This window comes from Aeromonas sp. D3 (assembly GCF_027705025.1).
In the GTDB taxonomy this organism is placed as follows: domain Bacteria; phylum Pseudomonadota; class Gammaproteobacteria; order Enterobacterales; family Aeromonadaceae; genus Aeromonas; species Aeromonas salmonicida.
On sequence record NZ_JAPDBE010000028.1, the window covers coordinates 1 to 16,421 of the forward strand.

Consider the following 16,421-nt stretch of genomic DNA (forward strand, 5'->3'; position numbering starts at 1 on the left):
TACCTGAAGCAACACCGCTTATATACCCGCACACTTGGAATTATTTGAGTCTCTAAAAATGAGGGGATCTCTGAGGGGATTATCCCCTAAGGCGTCTTTACTTATCACTTAGATGTGGGTCAAATCGATTAGGAGAGCTCCCCCTCCCCGCCTTACCCGCAACCCACTCAGATCGGGGTAATGGAGGTGATATGGGCATCCCCGTCCAGTGATTTGAAGATCTGCACCACGGCTTCGCCATGGATCGGTTTGGCAAGCGGCACTGTGCTCTTGCACTTGAAGCGGTAGTTGGTGCCGGCCACCACCTGGGTGCAGACTTCAAAGGGTACGTACTGCACCCCGACAAATCCTTTCAGCGCCTGGTCAAATACCGCCTGATCCTCGGCGGTCAGCTTGTGATATGCGGTCCATCCACCCACCAACACTGCTTGTTCTGACATAACAAACCCTCCGTGATCTCTTGTCCCTACTCGTATGGCTGTTCGGGTTCCGCCCCGTTGATTCAAGTGGTTGCTGGTCTCCACTGGGGTGACATACCGAGAAAGTTCAATGGTATGACGATGGGCCATCTTGCGCTGGTCAACGCGCCTGTTGGCCCTCCCCTTTGCCACGATCGCTGCCTCACAGCACCGGTCTCAATTGGCATGGCAGAGCCTAGTACCGGATCCGCAAAGCGCCTCTGTCATATCTGACAGGGGCGAAGAGGTCCAAAAGCGGCTAATGAGCAGAAAATTGAGGCGCAAACGATTGGAAAAAGAAAAGACGCCGCAAGGGCGTCTTTTTTGCATTTTTATGCTCGAAGGGCAGAAGGGCGCGAGCCGCTTATTCCCATTCAATAGTTGCGGGCGGCTTGCCGGAGACGTCGTACACCACGCGGGAGATGCCATTGATCTCGTTGATGATGCGATTCGACACGTGACCCAGGAAGTCGTAGGGCAGATGAGCCCAGTGGGCAGTCATGAAGTCGATGGTTTCGACGGCGCGCAGGGCAATCACCCAGTCGTACTTGCGGCCATCGCCCATGACGCCGACGGAGCGCACCGGCAAGAAGACGGCGAACGCCTGGCTGACCTGGTTGTAGAGGTCTGCTTTGCGCAGCTCTTCGATAAAGACGGCGTCGGCGCGGCGCAAGATATCGCAGTACTCTTTCTTCACTTCGCCAAGGACGCGCACGCCCAGACCCGGGCCCGGGAAGGGGTGACGGTAGAGCATGTCGTAGGGCAGACCCAGCTCCAGACCGACACGGCGCACTTCGTCTTTGAACAGCTCGCGCAGCGGCTCGACCAGACCCATCTTCATCTCGGCCGGCAGGCCGCCGACGTTGTGGTGGGACTTGATGACGTGGGCCTTGCCGGTCTTGCTGGCGGCCGATTCGATCACATCCGGATAGATGGTGCCTTGTGCCAGCCAGCGGGCATTTTTCAGCTTCTTGGCTTCGTCGTCGAACACTTCGACGAAGACGCGGCCGATGATCTTGCGCTTGGCTTCCGGCTCAGCTTCACCTGCCAGGGCGGAGAGGAAGCGCTCTTCGGCTTCGACCTTGATGATGTTGAGACCAAAATGATCGCCAAACATCTCCATCACCTGCTCACCCTCGTTCAGGCGCAGCAGACCGTTGTCAACGAAGACGCAGGTCAGGCGATCGCCGATGGCACGGTGTACCAGCATGGCGACCACGGAGGAGTCGACACCGCCTGAGAGGCCCAGGATCACTTCATCGTCACCCACCTGCTCGCGAATGCGGGCAACGGCGTCGTCGATGATGGTGGCCGGGGTCCACAGGCATTCGCAGCCGCAGATGTCCTTGACGAAGTGCTCCAGCATGCGGGCACCCTGACGGGTGTGGGTCACTTCCGGGTGGAACTGCACGCCGTAGAAGTGCTTGGCCTCGCACGCCATGGCGGCATGGGGGCAGGTGGCAGTCTGGGCTATGGTGGTGAAGTCGGCCGGGATGGCGGTGACCTTGTCGCCGTGGCTCATCCAGACGTCCAGCAGCGCATTGCCGTTGGGGGCGATGGCATCTTCGATGCTGCGCAGCAGGGCATTGGTCTGGCCCAGCACTTCAACCTGGGCATAACCGAATTCACGTTCGGTGGAGGATTGCACCTTGCCACCCAGCTGTTCGGCCATGGTCTGCATGCCGTAGCAGATACCGAACACAGGCACACCGGCGTTGAACACATACTCGGGGGCACGGGGGCTGCCAGCCTCGGTCACGGACTCGGGGCCGCCAGAGAGGATGATGCCGCTCGGATTGAATTCGCGGATCTGCTCTTCGGTCACGTCCCAGGCCCACAGTTCGCAGTAGACGCCGATTTCACGGACACGGCGGGCGATAAGCTGGGTGTACTGGGAACCGAAATCCAGGATCAGGATACGGTGCTGGTGAATGTCTTTAGTCATTTTATTCCTGCATCAGGCTGATGTTGTAACAAAAGGCTCGGGGATAAAAACTGGTGGAGAAACGGGGCCGCAGCCCCGTTTTATCAGCCCATCCGATAGTTGGGGGCTTCTTTGGTAATGGTCACATCGTGGACGTGGGACTCTTTCATCCCGGCGCCGGAGATGCGCACGAACTCGGCCTTGGTGCGCATGTCGTCGATGGTGGCGCAGCCGGTCAAGCCCATGGAGGAGCGCAGGCCGCCCATCTGCTGGTGAATGATCTCTTTGAGGCGGCCCTTGTAGGGTACGCGCCCTTCGATCCCTTCCGGCACCAGCTTGTCAGCGGCGTTGTCGGTCTGGAAGTAACGGTCGCTGGAGCCCTTGGACATGGCGCCCAGAGACCCCATGCCACGGTAGGACTTGAAGGAGCGGCCCTGATAGAGCTCAATTTCGCCCGGCGCCTCTTCGGTACCGGCGAACATGGAGCCCACCATGACGCAGCTGGCGCCAGCGGCGATAGCCTTGGCCACGTCGCCGGAGAAGCGGATGCCGCCATCGGCAATCACGGGCACGCCAGTGCCTTCCAGCGCGTCAACGGCGTCGGAGATGGCGGTAATTTGGGGCACACCGACACCAGTCACGATGCGGGTAGTACAGATGGAGCCCGGGCCGATACCCACCTTGACCGCATTGACGCCAGCGGCGACCAGCGCCAGGGCGCCAGCGGCGGTTGCCACGTTGCCACCTATGATTTGCAGCTCAGGATAGGCATCGCGGGTCGCCTTGATGCGATCCAGCACACCCTGGGAGTGGCCATGGGAGGAGTCAATCAGCAGCACGTCCACACCGGCTTCCACCAGGGCGGCGACACGCTCTTCGTTGCCGGCACCGGCACCGACGGCAGCACCGACCCGCAGGCGACCGCGCTCGTCTTTACAGGCGTTCGGCTTGCGTTCGGCTTTCTGGAAGTCTTTGACGGTGATCATGCCCTTGAGTTTGAAATCGGCGTTGACCACCAGCACTTTCTCGATACGGTGCTTTTGCATCAGGGCAACCACCTCTTCACGAGGAGCCCCTTCACGCACTGTCACCAGACGATCTTTCTGGGTCATGATCTGTTCGACTGTCTGGGAGAGATCGATCACGAAGCGCACGTCGCGGCCGGTGATGATACCGACCAGCAGGTTGCCCTCGGTCACGACCGGGTAGCCGGCGAAGCCGTTCTTGTGGCTCAGCTCCTTGACCTGGGCAATGGTCATGTCAGGGCGTACTGTGACGGGGTCAGTGACCACGCCGCTCTCGTACTTCTTGACCTTGCGCACTTCTGCAGCCTGCTGCTCGATGGACATGTTCTTGTGGATAAAGCCAATGCCCCCTTCCTGGGCCAGTGCGATAGCCAGACGGGCTTCGGTCACTGTGTCCATGGCAGCGGAAATCATGGGGATATTCAAGCTGATAGAGGATGTCAGCTGGGTACGCAGATCGGCAGTATTGGGAAGAACATCGGAGTGGGCGGGAACCAACAGTACATCGTCGAAGGTTAACGCTTCTTTGGCAATCCTGAGCATGGCAATATCTCACCGTTGAGGAAGTGGGGGTGTAAAATATTGCCGACGAAGTTTACTCACCGATTGGTCACTGGTAAAGAAGTTTTTTGAATTTTTTATGGCGTAGCCCGTGTTTGACGTGCCAAGGGGCCAAAAAACCAAGATTATCAGTCCTAAAAGGGCACTTTGGGGGCAGAAGAGTTGCCCGACTGCTGTTTTATGCAAAAAGCGCCCGACGACTTTTTCTTGCCAACGGCTGCGCCCCCTTCCCCACTCCAGTCCCTCAACGGCATCCCTCCCCTCGCAAACCGGAGCATGAGCCGACAACACAAGATCCTCGTCGTCCATACCTGAATACGGATGTGAATATATTACTCAATATCCATTTAAAATAATGACCATCACCTGTCGCTATCTATCGCCGGACCCTCACTGCTTGCCTTTGATAAGATAAAATAAACGCTATTTTTGATGTTCAAAAAGCCATCAAATAAACAAATCTAAACATCCTCACCAGAATATTTAAGCGCCTTGACTTGCTCATGAAGAATCGAACTAAAAATAGAGGGGTTTAATTAATTTTATAATTTCACCTGACCCCTCTCGCGTCTTTTCATTCCAGCATTCGCTCTGAACAGGCCCCCTGAACGACGCTGAAACGTGCACCACATGATTAAAACGCGATTGATAATAGTTATTGTTTGAGATGCTGAGTATGGGGCATGCTGCCGCCATTGGAGCCTGCTTTCATGGCTTAACGCACACTTTTGAGTATCAATATCCGGGGGATAGAGAAGTGATGGAGGCTTGTAATCCGAGGCCAGCGCTGACCACTGACAACCCTGGTTCGGTCCGCCTGTGTTGCCTTGCCATCACTGTCGTCTTGCACCTGACTGTTTTGTGGCTGATATATGAAAACCGCCCTGCAGCCATCACTCCCCCCCTGCCGCTGACCCTGTCTGCCCGTTGGGTCGGCGATGCCAGCGTCAATGACGCACCGGCCAAAGCGGCAGCGGCAGCGGCAGCAATCCCAGCTCAAGCTGTCGTAAAAAAACCGATACCCGCCCAAAAGCGGGCAGTTCAAAAACCGGCCAGCAAGCCCATTCCCAAACCGGCACCCAGAGTACCCAGACCGCCAACCCCCAAGGCCACTCCAATTGCCAAGGCAGAACCGGTCGCGGAGAGAGCAGCCCCTGCCACGCCGATATCGGCCGATACCCGACAAGGCGACAGTGCCGCCACCCCGATCAAGTCCCGGCAGAGCGGCAATGGGGCTGGCAGCAGCGCACCCATCGCTCGTGATCCGCGGTTGAACAACCCTGAGCCACCTTATCCCTATGAATCCAGAAGAAGGGGTGAGGAAGGACGCGTCATCCTGAAGGTGCGGGTGGCAGCCGATGGCACCGCCTCCTCGGTAGAAGTAGATAAAAGCAGCGGTTATCGGCGGCTGGATATGACGGCACGCCGGACCGTCAGTCGCTGGACGTTTATTCCCGCCAAACAGAACAATGCGGCCGTCGAGGCCTGGACAAAGGTCACCATTCTCTTTCAATTAAGGGCTTAACTATGGATCCGGAAATTGCAAACAACGGGATGGGCGTCGCCCATCTGCTCAGTCAAAATACCGGCGTGGGGCTGCTGCCATTCATTTTGCTGGTATTGATGTCCCTCGGCACCTGTTATTACACCCTGCTGAAAATAGTGCTGGGTCAGCGTGAGCGCCGCCTCAACGCACAATTCGTGACCCGCTTCTGGCAGCACGAAAGCGTGCAGGATATGGAGCGCCAGCTGGCCCATCTCCCGCCGCAGGAGGCCTATGGGCGTGTGACCAGCACGGCGCTGGCGACGATGGCGCAACTGAACCGGGCCGGGGAGCGGACAGTGTCGCTCAAGCTGGGTTCACCGGATGAGTTTTTGCTGCGAGCACTGCGCCAGGCCATTACCCATGAGCGGGTACGGCTGGAACGGGGCCTTGCCTTCCTCGCCTCGGTAGGTTCGGCAGCCCCCTTTATCGGGCTGTTCGGTACCGTCGGGGGTATCTATCATGCACTGTTGGCCATAGGTGCGGCAGGCCAGAGCAGCCTGGACAAGGTGGCAGGTCCCGTGGGCGAGGCCCTTATCATGACGGGGTTTGGCCTCGCCGTCGCCCTGCCGGCTGTGCTTGTCTACAACTTCTTTGTGCGGCGCAATCGCCTCAAGCTGGCCGCGCTCGAGGCCTTTGCCTACGACCTGTTTGCCCTGCTGGTGACGGGCTTTGAACAGAGCGCCTCCAACGTGACCCAGCTGGCCGAGCGGGAAACCGGCAAGGGGCGCAGATAATGGCATTTGGCAAATTGTCGGACGACGGGGACGATCAGCCCCTCTCCGAGATCAACATGATCCCCATGATCGACGTCATGCTGGTGCTGCTCATCGTCTTCATGATCACGGCCCCCCTGCTCACCAATGCGGTCAAGCTCGAGCTGCCCGAAGCCAGCAGCCAGCTCAATCAGCCGGAGAAGGAGGACATCACCCTCGCCATCGATGGCACCGGCAAGATCTACTGGAACGACAAGGAGGTCGATGAGGCCGCCCTGCTCGCCCAGATGGAGACTGCCGGCAAGGCCGAGGGGGAGCTGCCCGAGATCCAGCTGCGCATCGACAAGCGGGTCGAGTACGGCATCATCGCAAAAGTGATGGCGCAGGCGTCCCAGCATGGATTGCACAAGATTGCCTTTGTCAGTCAGCCTGACGGCAAGTAAGGGGACAGAGGAGGGTCATGTCAGAAGCAGGGGCCAGATAGCGGCTCCTGCCGCGCGCCGGGTTAAGGCAGCGGCCATCGTCTTATCCCGGCGCAGCCAGGGCAGACAACAGATATGCCATTGAACCTATATACCCCATCCAGTACGGCGACAGGCCGTGAGCCGCGGGTCTTTGCCACCCCCCCCATCTCAACAACACCAAGCCAGTAACAACAACCCTTGCCCTCCTCTTTGCCGCTGCACACCCGACCACCTGATATTTCCCGCGACCCAACCCCCATCGAACCGGTTATTTCCGGCCAAGCATTCGCAGCAAGGTAAGGTCTTTATCCAGCAGGTGATGTTTTAACGCCCCGACAATATGCACCAGCAACAGGGCCAGCATGATATAGGGCAAATAGACATGGACGGCATGAGCAATATCCCGAATGGATTCACTGTATGGAATGACATTGGCAGGATCATTGATATCTGGATTCATCGGGATAATAAACCCGCCAAACAGGGCAACGCCACGCCCGGCCGCGCCGGAATAGCAGAGACCTGAAACCGGAATAAGCAGGGTCGAAACAAGCAATCCCCAATGGATCGCCTTGGCAGCCAATGCCTCGTAAGCAGGATATTGGCGAACTGGAGTAGGCCACCCTTTGCCAAGACGGATAATGGCGCGTGGCAGGATCAATACCAGTGCAATGACTCCCAAAGATTTATCCAGGGCGTAGAGATCCCATATTTCAAATTTCACCATCAAATAACCCAGCAGGGTCAAGCCAATCATCAGCAAGGCGACCGACCAGTGCAGCAAGCGGGTCATCAAACTTAACGGGGTCGAGCAATTCATGAGGAACTCCAAACAGAGTTGTTGATCACACGCAGCCACAGCCGGTGGTGTCGCAGATATCAGTGGCATCGAGACGATACCGCAAGATGTACAGCTGCTGCGGTCGCAGGCAATCTTGCCGGAAAACATGCTACTCGTTCCCATGGCAGGGAGCGTTTCCAATCTTGCTCTTCTGCCGCTTGCTCCTGGCAGATGACCCCTCTCTTTGCAAAGACATGTCACCATTGCCATCCTTCGCTCACGCCCCCCGTTTCGGGTTAAGATAGCGGCCATTGTTTTATCCCGGCGCAGCCGGAGCAGACCAGAGGTGCGCCATTGAACCGATATACCCCATCCAGTGCGGCGAACGGCCGCGAGCAGCAGGTCTTTACCGTCACCCGCCTCAATAGCGCCGTGCGCATGATCCTGGAGCAGGATCTGGGGCTGGTGTGGCTGACAGGGGAGCTCTCCAATCTGGCGATGCCAAGCTCGGGCCACTGGTACTTCTCGCTAAAAGATCTGGGCGCCCAGGTGCGCTGCGCCATGTTCAAGGGCAACAACCGCCGGGTGGCATTTCGCCCGCAGGATGGCATGCAGGTGCTGGTGCAGGCCAGAGTCTCCCTCTATGAGCCCCGCGGCGACTATCAGCTGATCATCGAATCGATGCAGCCCGCCGGCGATGGCGTGCTGGCCCTGCGCTTTGAAGAGCTCAAGCGCCGGCTAGGGGCAGAAGGATTGTTTGACGAGGGCCGCAAACGGCCGCTGCCCCGCGAACCGCGCGCCGTGGGGCTGGTTACCTCCGCCACCGGCGCCGCCCTGCACGACATGCTGACAGTACTCAAACGCCGGGCCCCGGATCTGCCCATCTTCATCTACCCGACCCAGGTGCAGGGCAGCGCGGCCATCGGCCAGATAGTGGCGGCCATTGGCCTGGCCAACCGCCGCGCCGAGGTGGATGTGCTGATCGTCGGTCGCGGCGGCGGCTCATTGGAAGATCTCTGGTGCTTCAACGAAGAGGGGGTAGCGCGCGCCATCGCCAACTCTGCCATTCCGGTGATCAGCGCTGTGGGCCATGAGGTGGATGTCACCATCAGCGACTTTGCCGCTGATCTTCGCGCCCCCACACCATCGGCTGCCGCCGAACTGGTGGCACCGGATCAAAGCGCTCGCGCCCAGCGCCTCGCCCACCTCTGGCAGCGACTGGTGCAGGCGATGAATCGCCACCAAACCGCCGCCCGCCACGGCTTTGTGCTGCTGCAAAAGCGGCTCGACCATCAGGATCCCAAACGCCGACTGGAGCAGCAATCCCAACGTCTCGACGAGCTCTCCGCCCGCTTGCAGCAACTGCTGAACCAGCGGCTGCATCAGGGGGAGCGGCGCCTCGCCAACCTCGAACTTCGCCTTCAGGCCAAAAGCCCGGAGCGGCTGCTGGCCGCTGGCAAGCGCCGCCACCAACTGGCGCAAGAGCGGCTGCATGCATTGATCGCCAAGCGCCAGGATCAGGCCAGCCATCGCCTCGCCATGCTGACTGCCCGCCTCGACGGCGTAAGCCCGCTCGCCACCCTGGGGCGCGGTTACTCCATCACCCGCACCCAGAGCGGCGACGTGATCAACCGCGCGGCTCAGGTGAACGCCGGGCAAACTCTGGTCACCACGCTAGCGGAAGGGCACTTGCAGGTACGGGTAGAAGAAGTGCACAACCTATGACTAAAACAGGGGCACTGAAAAGTGCCCCTGTTTTATCTCCCCCCTCTTGTTGACGCCAGCCTGTTACACCAGCGAGTGACGCACGGCTTCTGTCGAATGAACGGCGCTCTGCACACCGCCCAGCGGGTTGAGCTGCAAGAACGCGAACAAGCCCGCCTGCAGATTGACGTTCCAGAAACGCCCCGCTAGGGTCAACACAAGCGTGTCCTCCGTCAGCGCTACCAGCCCGTGCAACTGCCAAGCCTGAAAGAGCGGCAGCAGATGGGCCCTCAGCGGCGCGGGCAGGCCATCCAGCGTCAACCTGCCGCTGTCGAGGGCACCGCGCAGCAGGCCGTCCATGGGAGCATTGGGGTTCTGCCCCATCATCATGCCAGGCGCTCGCACACCGTCTGCCAGCGCCTCGTGCCAGAGGGCCAGATCCCGGCCATACATGAGGCCATGGCCATGCACACTGCCTCCGGCCCCCGCCCCGAAGGGGAGGATCTCGGCACCGCGCTTGGCCATCTGGTTGTAGCGGCTCTGCTCGGCCTCATTGCGCCGCCAGTGGCTGCAGGAGAGCCGCTGCCAGCCGCCCTGCTCCAGCGTCTGGGCGCCGTAGGCATACATGGCGGCCCGTTGCTGACCATCGGCCGCCCAGCCCAGTTTGCCGCTCGCCTCGGCCCGCTCGAGGTTGGTACCCGCCATGGGGATGAGCTGATAGAGATCCACGCCGTGTACCCCGCTTGCCATCACATCCGCAATATCCTGGCGCCATACCTCGTCATCCTGACCCGGTAGGCCAAAGATGAGATCCGCCACTATCACGGCAGCATCATCTTGGGTCAGCTCGCCGAGACGGGCCAGCAGGGTCTGTCTGTCATCGAAGCGGGCCGCCTGCTGGCGCACCCGGGTGTCAAAACTCTGTACCCCGAACGAGAAGCGGTTGAAGCCCCCCGCCAGCGCTGTCTGCCACTTGGCATCATCAAAGCCGTTGAGGCGCCCTTCCAGGGTCACCTCGGCATCCAGGGTCAGTGGAAAGCGTTGAATCGCCCTAGCCAATTGCGCCAGATCCTCGAGTGCCATGTCGGTCGGCGTGCCGCCTCCCACATAGACAGCCGAAAAGGGTCTGCTTTGGGCCAAGGGAGTATCCGCCGCCCGGTTCAGGCTGTCGCACAAGGCGGCCATATAGCGGCTCATGCGCGCCGGATTGGCGCCATTTTCGAAGAAATTGCAGAAGCTGCAGCGCTTTCGGCAAAACGGAACATGGATGTAAAGCGCACGCTCATCGGCCTGGCTCCCTTGCTGCCACCAGGCTTGCCAGCCTGCATCGTCGAGGGAAAAGGGGCGAATGCCGCCCCGGCTGGCGTGGGCAGAGGTTTTGGCGCTGAAGGCAAACTTGAGAGGATCCGGCGTAGAGAGTCCGGTCATGGTCGGGGTCAGGTGTAATGTCATCGCTGGCTGGTTACCGCATGGAAATAATGCAAATGATAACCACTATCAATTAATGCCAAGTTTGTGCTGGATCAAACCAATCTCATCCAACTCACCTTTGCTACCCACTATTAACCTCTATCATGGATTCAGTTAACAGATAATTTACTCAAGATGAGGTAGGGTGTGCCGATAGAGAACCATCTCCCCCTCCCTGACGAGCGAGCGTGGGGAGAGTCGCCCACCATTGACGATCGCCCACCTGCGCATGGACCAGCTAACTATGCAAAACCTGTCACTGAACTGGAAAATTTTTCTCCCTCTCACCCTGGTCATCGGCTGTACCTTCGCCCTCAGTTTCGAACTCTCCGCCTGGTTGCAGCGAGATCTCGCCATCAGGCTGGCCGGTGAAAAAGTCGACAGCGCAGCCAACACCTACATGGATCAACTCAACGTTCTCATGATGACTGGCGGCATGGCCAACCGACAAATTGTGCAGACCAAGCTCAAGAGCGAGGCAGGGATAGTCGAGGCTCGTCTGATCCGCGCCCCCGCCGTGAGCGATCTGTTCGGACCCGGCCATCCGGATCAGAAGGTGCAGGACAGCCTGGATGAAAGAGCCATAGTCCAGGGAGAGACCATCATCGAGCAGCAGGGCAACCAGCTCACCCTGATCAAACCCTTCAAGGCTTTCAAAGAGTATCGCGGCACCCAATGCACCACCTGCCATCAGGTACCGGAAGGCACCGTCATGGGGGCAGTGCGGATCAGTTACGATCTCAGCCACACCTTTGGCGAGATCCGCCATAACAACCTGATCCTGAGCGGCAGCCTGGTAGTGGTGTTCGGGCTCGGTTTCGGGCTGCTGGCCTGGGTGCTGCAACACTACATCAAGCGGCCTGTGCGCCACCTGCAACTGACCATGACCCGCATGGCCAAGGAGCGGGATCTCTCCCTCCCCCTGCTCAATCCGAGCCAGGATGAGCTGGGCCAGATGACCCGCGCCGTCAGTGACATGGTGCAAGGTTTTCGCCACAGCCTGCAGGAGGTGGAGCACGCAACTCAGCAGCTCTATCAGGAGTCAAACCAGATCCGCCAGGTCGCCACCCAGACCGAAGGCTCGGCCCGCCAGCAGGAGGGCATGACGACCCAGGTCGCCGCCGCCGTCAGCGAATTGGCCGCCAGCTCCCACGAGGTACGCGAGCATGCCCGCCACAGTGCCGAACTCTCCGCCCTCACCAACCAGGATGCCGCCAACACCAGCCGCCTCGCCCAGCACTCCATCACCGACATGGGGGAAATGTCAGCCGAAATTGAGCGGGTCGACCGGGTGATCCAGCAGCTCGACAGCCGCTGCCTGGCCGTCGACGGTGTGCTGGAGGTGATCAAGGGCATAGCGGATCAGACCAACTTGCTGGCGCTGAATGCCGCCATCGAGGCTGCTCGCGCCGGTGAACAGGGTCGCGGTTTTGCGGTGGTCGCCGACGAAGTGCGGGCCCTGTCCAACCGCAGTCGCGCCGCCAGCGAGGAGATCTCCCAGATGATTGCCGCGCTGCAAAAAGAGGCACAGAGCGCCGTTGAGGTGATCGGGGATGCAAAATCCAAAGCAGATGAAAGCATTCACAAAACGGAAGCCACCCTGGCCGCCATGCAGAACATCATAGGTCGCATCGCCAGCATCAACGACCTCAACGCCCAGATGGCGCAATCTGCCGAGGAGCAGGACAGGGTTTGCAGCGAAGTGGACAGCTCGGTGAGCGACATTCGCAACACCTCCAACGACACCCTGGGTCAGGCCCACGCCGCCAATCTCGCCAGTATCCAACTGGTAGAACAGTGCAAGAAGCTGGATCAGTTGCTCAAGACGTACCGCTGGTAAGACACAGCTTTACTCAACAAAAGCGCGACCATGAGGTCGCGCTTTTTAGTTTCTTGCTGTTTGCCTGCGGTGCCAGCCGCGGGCGGTCACCGATCAGCCTGCGTTGCGGGTAGCCACTGCATCCGCCAGATTGCGCAGCAGGACTTCGGTATCAGCCCAACCGATGCAGGCATCCGTGATGCTCTGACCGACGGTGAGCTCGCACCCTTCCACCAGATCCTGGCGGCCTTCCACCAGATGGCTCTCCACCATGACGCCAAACACAGCCTTGCTGCCGGCACGCAGCTGACCGGCCACATCTTCGGCCACCAGCATCTGGTTCTTGAACTGCTTGCTGCTGTTGGCGTGGCTGAAGTCGATCATCACCTTTTGCGGCAGACCGGCCTTGTCCAGCCCCTTCACTACCTCGTCAACATGGGCGGCGCTGTAGTTCGGTTCGCGGCCACCGCGCAGAATGATGTGGCAATCCGGGTTGCCCCGGGTGGCGACGATGGCGGAGTGGCCATACTTGGTGACCGACAGGAAGTGGTGCGGCGCGCTGGCGGCACCGATGGCATCGATGGCCACCTTGATGGTGCCGTCGGTGCCATTCTTGAAACCCACCGGGCAGGAGAGACCGGAGGCCAGCTCACGGTGCACCTGGGATTCGGTAGTACGGGCACCGATGGCACCCCAGCTCATCAGATCCGCCACGTATTGCGGGGTGATCATGTCGAGGAATTCGGAGGCGGTCGGCAGCCCCATGTCATTGAGATCCAGCAGCAGCTTGCGACCGATGCGCAGGCCGTCGTTGATCTTGCAGGTGTTGTCGAGGTAAGGGTCGTTGATCAACCCCTTCCAGCCCACTGTGGTGCGGGGCTTCTCGAAGTAGACTCGCATCACGATTTCCAGCTGGCCCTTGAGCTCGTCACGCAAGGTCTTGAGACGCTTGCCATATTCCAGTGCCGCAACCGGATCGTGGATGGAGCAGGGACCTATCACCACCAGCAGGCGCTGATCTTCACCGGCCAGGATCCGGTGAATGGCCTGGCGGGATTCGAATACGGTAGACGAAGCTGTCTCGGTGGCCGGAAACTTCTCGAGCACCGCAACCGGGGGTAATAACTCTTTGATTTCACTGATACGAACGTCGTCGGTTTGATGCTGCATGACAAGGCTTCCTGCTAGATGACTGCGATAAAGAAACTTCAATCTAGCCCGCAGCAGAGACGGTGTAAATAGAAAATTACATCATCCATCAAGGAATTTTCTGAATGTGTCTTGCAAGTTTGGATAATGCTGCTAGCGCACTGTCTCAAAGCCGGACGAAAAGGCCAAATGCCTTGTGTGAAGAGATCCCTGAAAACAGGCCTGAAAAAAAAGCCCGCGCAAAGGCGGGCCTCAAGGGATCAAACAGCCTGACTGATGTCGGCAAGCTTGTCGAAGTAGTCCGGGAAGGTCTTGGAAGTACAACCCGGATCATTGATGGTGACGGCGGTATCGGACAGCGCCACCAGCGAGAAGCACATGGCGATGCGGTGATCGTTGTAGGTGTCGATGGCCGCGTGCTTGAGGCTGGCCGGCGGCGTCACGGTAATGAAGTCGTGCCCCTCTTCCACCTCCACACCCAGCTTGCGCAGCTCGGTGGCCATGGCGTGCAGACGATCCGTCTCCTTCACCCGCCAGTTGTAGATGTTGCGAATGGAGGTGGGCCCCTCGGCAAACAGTGCCGCGACCGCTATGGTCATGGCCGCATCCGGAATATGGTTCATGTCCATATCGACGCCGTGCAGCGGGCCTTGCTCCGCCTCGATGAAGTCGTCACCCCAGGTGATGCGGGCACCCATCTTCTCCAGCACGTCGGCGAAGTGGATATCGCCCTGAATACTGCGCTTGCCGATGCCGGTCACACGCACCTTGCCCTTGATGGCACCTGCCGCGAGGAAGTAAGAGGCGCTGGAGGCGTCCCCTTCCACCAGGAAATCACCCGGGCTGACATAGCTCTGGTTGCCCTTGATGTAGAACAGCTTGTAGTTGTCGTGCTCGATGACCACACCGAACTGTTTCATGATGTGCAACGTGATATCGATGTAGGGCTTGGAGACCAGCTCACCCTTGATGTGGATACGGGTATCACCGGCCGCCATGGGCGCCGCCATCAAAAACGCCGTCAGGAACTGGCTGGAGACGGACCCATCGACGTGTACGTCACCGCCCCAGAGACCCTTGGCATCCACCACCAGCGGCGGGTAGCCATCTTTTTTCAGGTACTGGATATGGGCGCCCGCTTCACGCAAGGCATCCACCAGATGGCCGATGGGACGCTCTTCCATCCTGGGTTCACCGCCCAGCATGTATTCACCGGATCCCAGACACAGGGCCGCACAGAGGGGACGCATGGCAGTACCGGCATTGCCGAGGAACAGGTTGACCGGCGCCGATACTGCAAAGCTGCGACCCAGACCGTGCACTGTGCACTCTGTCTTGTCGGCGGAAAGCTTGTACTTGACCCCGAGCTGGGTCAGCGCCGCCAGCATATGACGAATATCATCGCTGTCGAGCAGATTGGTCAGCCGGGTGGTGCCACGGGCCAGCGCCGCCAGCAGCAGGGCCCGGTTGGACACGCTCTTGGAGCCGGGCAGATTGACCTCACCGGCCACACGAGAAATAGGTTCCAAACGCAACGAATTCATAGACTTCCTGTACTATCTCAATTAAATCACCTGACCGGACGTTAGCAGCCCGCGCCTTGCTCGGCAAGACCGCGCGTGGCACAAAAGCGGGCCAGACTCGCGGCCGATCAGGATCCACTGAAAAAACAGACGCCGGGGAGTCCCCGGCGCCTGCAATTGGGGAAAAACGCCTCAGCCGTGGCGCTTGGCAAAGCCATCCATAAAGCTCACCAGGGCCTTGACCCCTTCCAGCGGCATGGCGTTATAGAGGCTGGCGCGCATGCCACCGACGATGCGGTGCCCTTTCAGGGCCAACAGACCGGCGGCTTCCGACTCGGCCAGGAACTGCTTGTCCAGGGCGTCATTTTTCAGCTGGAAGGGTATGTTCATGCGGGAACGACAGCTGACATCCACCTTGTTGCCGTAGAAGCTGGAGTCGTCGAGGTAGCCGTAGAGGAAATCGGCCTTTGCCTTGTTGCGCGCGGCCATCGCCTCGAGCCCACCCTGTTCTTTGAGCCACTCGAACACCAGACCGGCCAGATACCAGGCATAGGTGGGCGGGGTATTGAACATGGAGTCGTTCTTGGCAGTGAGCTGGTAGTCAAAAATCGAGGGCACGTCGGCTCTCGCCTGGTTCAGCAGGTCATCACGTACGATGGCGATGGCCAGCCCTGACGGGCCTATGTTCTTCTGGGCTCCGGCGTAGATGACCCCAAAACGGCTCACATCCATGGGACGGGAGAGGATGGTGGAGGAGAGATCGGCGACCAGGGGCACATCGCCGGTGGCCGGGATGTCGAACATCTCTATGCCATCAATGGTTTCGTTCGGGCAGTAGTGCACATAAGCTGCATCGGCGCGAAACGCCGGGCTCTGCAGCAAATGGGAGATCCCCTGCTCGTTCTTGGCAACCCCTTGCACCGTCTGGATATCACCATACTTGCGGGCTTCATCCACGGCACTCTGGGACCAGACACCGGTCAGCAGGAAGTCAGCCTTCTTGTTGGCCCCGCCCAGCAGGTTCATGGGCACGGCGGAAAACTGGCCGCGACCACCACCGTGCATGAAAAGCACCTTGTAGTTGTCCGGCACCGCCAGCAAGTCGCGCAGATCGGCTTCGGCCTTCTCGGCGACCGCCATATAGGGCTTGCCGCGATGGGACAGCTCCATGACCGAGGCTCCCAGCCCCTGAAAATTACAAAATTCGCGCTGGGCGCGCTCCATGACTTCAACCGGCAACATGGCTGGGCCGGCGCAGAAGTTGTAAATCTGTTTGCTCATGAC

Annotated in this window: 13 protein-coding genes; 5 read left to right on the forward strand and 8 right to left on the reverse strand. The window is 59.4% G+C overall.

Annotation, left to right across the window (positions count from 1 at the left end; translation table 11 throughout):
* Nucleotides 1–167: 167 nt before the first annotated feature.
* From OKC28_RS15530 to guaB, 3 genes are all read right to left on the reverse strand, one after another.
* Nucleotides 168–440, reverse strand: coding sequence for a hypothetical protein (locus tag OKC28_RS15530; RefSeq protein ID WP_021141118.1), 273 nt, complete (start codon nt 438–440; stop codon nt 168–170).
* Nucleotides 441–822: 382 nt separating this feature from the next.
* Nucleotides 823–2,403, reverse strand: coding sequence for a glutamine-hydrolyzing GMP synthase (gene guaA / locus OKC28_RS15535; protein WP_270690162.1), 1,581 nt, complete (start codon nt 2,401–2,403; stop codon nt 823–825).
* An 83-nt stretch (nt 2,404–2,486) separates the two neighbouring features.
* The gene (gene guaB / locus OKC28_RS15540; protein WP_017412971.1) at nt 2,487–3,950 is read right to left on the reverse strand and encodes an IMP dehydrogenase; all 1,464 of its coding nucleotides are present in this window, start codon (nt 3,948–3,950) and stop codon (nt 2,487–2,489) included.
* Nucleotides 3,951–4,728: 778 nt separating this feature from the next.
* On the opposite strand from guaB, the gene OKC28_RS15545 reads away from it, so the two are divergent.
* Genes OKC28_RS15545 through OKC28_RS15555 form a run of 3 tightly spaced genes read left to right on the forward strand, consistent with a single transcriptional unit; the run spans nt 4,729 to nt 6,670 of the window.
* On the forward strand, nt 4,729–5,493 hold the full coding sequence (locus OKC28_RS15545) for an energy transducer TonB (protein WP_270690229.1): 765 nt from the start codon (nt 4,729–4,731) through the stop codon (nt 5,491–5,493).
* A 2-nt stretch (nt 5,494–5,495) separates the two neighbouring features.
* Nucleotides 5,496–6,248, forward strand: a complete 753-nt coding sequence (locus OKC28_RS15550) for a MotA/TolQ/ExbB proton channel family protein (protein ID WP_270690165.1) — start codon at nt 5,496–5,498, stop codon at nt 6,246–6,248.
* Nucleotides 6,248–6,670: an ExbD/TolR family protein gene (locus OKC28_RS15555; RefSeq protein ID WP_219598913.1), complete on the forward strand. Its 423-nt coding sequence runs from the start codon at nt 6,248–6,250 to the stop codon at nt 6,668–6,670. The genes OKC28_RS15550 and OKC28_RS15555 overlap by 1 nt, the downstream gene beginning before the upstream one ends.
* A gap of 289 nt (nt 6,671–6,959) precedes the next feature.
* Here OKC28_RS15555 and OKC28_RS15560 read toward each other — a convergent pair whose 3' ends face one another.
* On the reverse strand, nt 6,960–7,511 hold the full coding sequence (locus OKC28_RS15560) for a cytochrome b (protein ID WP_270690167.1): 552 nt from the start codon (nt 7,509–7,511) through the stop codon (nt 6,960–6,962).
* 315 nt (nt 7,512–7,826) lie between these two features.
* Here OKC28_RS15560 and xseA point away from each other — a divergent pair, with 315 nt between their 5' ends.
* On the forward strand, nt 7,827–9,197 hold the full coding sequence (xseA, locus tag OKC28_RS15565; RefSeq protein WP_270690169.1) for an exodeoxyribonuclease VII large subunit: 1,371 nt from the start codon (nt 7,827–7,829) through the stop codon (nt 9,195–9,197).
* 63 nt (nt 9,198–9,260) lie between these two features.
* Here the strand turns inward: xseA and hutW are convergent, their stop codons facing one another.
* Nucleotides 9,261–10,628: a heme anaerobic degradation radical SAM methyltransferase ChuW/HutW gene (gene hutW / locus OKC28_RS15570; RefSeq protein ID WP_270690172.1), complete on the reverse strand. Its 1,368-nt coding sequence runs from the start codon at nt 10,626–10,628 to the stop codon at nt 9,261–9,263.
* A 262-nt stretch (nt 10,629–10,890) separates the two neighbouring features.
* On the opposite strand from hutW, the gene OKC28_RS15575 reads away from it, so the two are divergent.
* Complete coding sequence (locus OKC28_RS15575) at nt 10,891–12,486, forward strand: methyl-accepting chemotaxis protein (protein WP_058394031.1); 1,596 nt, start codon at nt 10,891–10,893, stop codon at nt 12,484–12,486.
* Between the two features lie 93 nt (nt 12,487–12,579).
* Here the strand turns inward: OKC28_RS15575 and aroG are convergent, their stop codons facing one another.
* The 3 genes from aroG to serC all read right to left on the reverse strand — a co-directional run bounded on the left by aroG (nt 12,580) and on the right by serC (nt 16,418).
* Nucleotides 12,580–13,635 (reverse strand): 3-deoxy-7-phosphoheptulonate synthase AroG, encoded by a 1,056-nt coding sequence (aroG, locus tag OKC28_RS15580; protein WP_265461789.1) that lies wholly within the window; start codon nt 13,633–13,635, stop codon nt 12,580–12,582.
* Nucleotides 13,636–13,874: 239 nt separating this feature from the next.
* Complete coding sequence (gene aroA, locus OKC28_RS15585) at nt 13,875–15,158, reverse strand: 3-phosphoshikimate 1-carboxyvinyltransferase (RefSeq protein WP_270690176.1); 1,284 nt, start codon at nt 15,156–15,158, stop codon at nt 13,875–13,877.
* A 171-nt stretch (nt 15,159–15,329) separates the two neighbouring features.
* Nucleotides 15,330–16,418, reverse strand: a complete 1,089-nt coding sequence (gene serC, locus OKC28_RS15590; RefSeq protein WP_005315304.1) for a 3-phosphoserine/phosphohydroxythreonine transaminase — start codon at nt 16,416–16,418, stop codon at nt 15,330–15,332.
* Between the last annotated feature and the right edge of the window lie 3 nt (nt 16,419–16,421).

Coding starts and splice junctions, on each gene's coding strand:
- aroA (WP_270690176.1), bottom strand. CDS start 15,158: ATGAATTCGTTGCGTTTGGAACCTATTTCTCGTGTGGCCGGTGAGGTC.
- OKC28_RS15575 (WP_058394031.1), top strand. CDS start 10,891: ATGCAAAACCTGTCACTGAACTGGAAAATTTTTCTCCCTCTCACCCTG.
- guaB (WP_017412971.1), bottom strand. CDS start 3,950: ATGCTCAGGATTGCCAAAGAAGCGTTAACCTTCGACGATGTACTGTTG.
- OKC28_RS15545 (WP_270690229.1), top strand. CDS start 4,729: ATGGAGGCTTGTAATCCGAGGCCAGCGCTGACCACTGACAACCCTGGT.
- OKC28_RS15555 (WP_219598913.1), top strand. CDS start 6,248: ATGGCATTTGGCAAATTGTCGGACGACGGGGACGATCAGCCCCTCTCC.
- OKC28_RS15530 (WP_021141118.1), bottom strand. CDS start 440: ATGTCAGAACAAGCAGTGTTGGTGGGTGGATGGACCGCATATCACAAG.
- hutW (WP_270690172.1), bottom strand. CDS start 10,628: ATGACATTACACCTGACCCCGACCATGACCGGACTCTCTACGCCGGAT.
- OKC28_RS15560 (WP_270690167.1), bottom strand. CDS start 7,511: ATGAATTGCTCGACCCCGTTAAGTTTGATGACCCGCTTGCTGCACTGG.
- OKC28_RS15550 (WP_270690165.1), top strand. CDS start 5,496: ATGGATCCGGAAATTGCAAACAACGGGATGGGCGTCGCCCATCTGCTC.
- guaA (WP_270690162.1), bottom strand. CDS start 2,403: ATGACTAAAGACATTCACCAGCACCGTATCCTGATCCTGGATTTCGGT.
- aroG (WP_265461789.1), bottom strand. CDS start 13,635: ATGCAGCATCAAACCGACGACGTTCGTATCAGTGAAATCAAAGAGTTA.
- serC (WP_005315304.1), bottom strand. CDS start 16,418: ATGAGCAAACAGATTTACAACTTCTGCGCCGGCCCAGCCATGTTGCCG.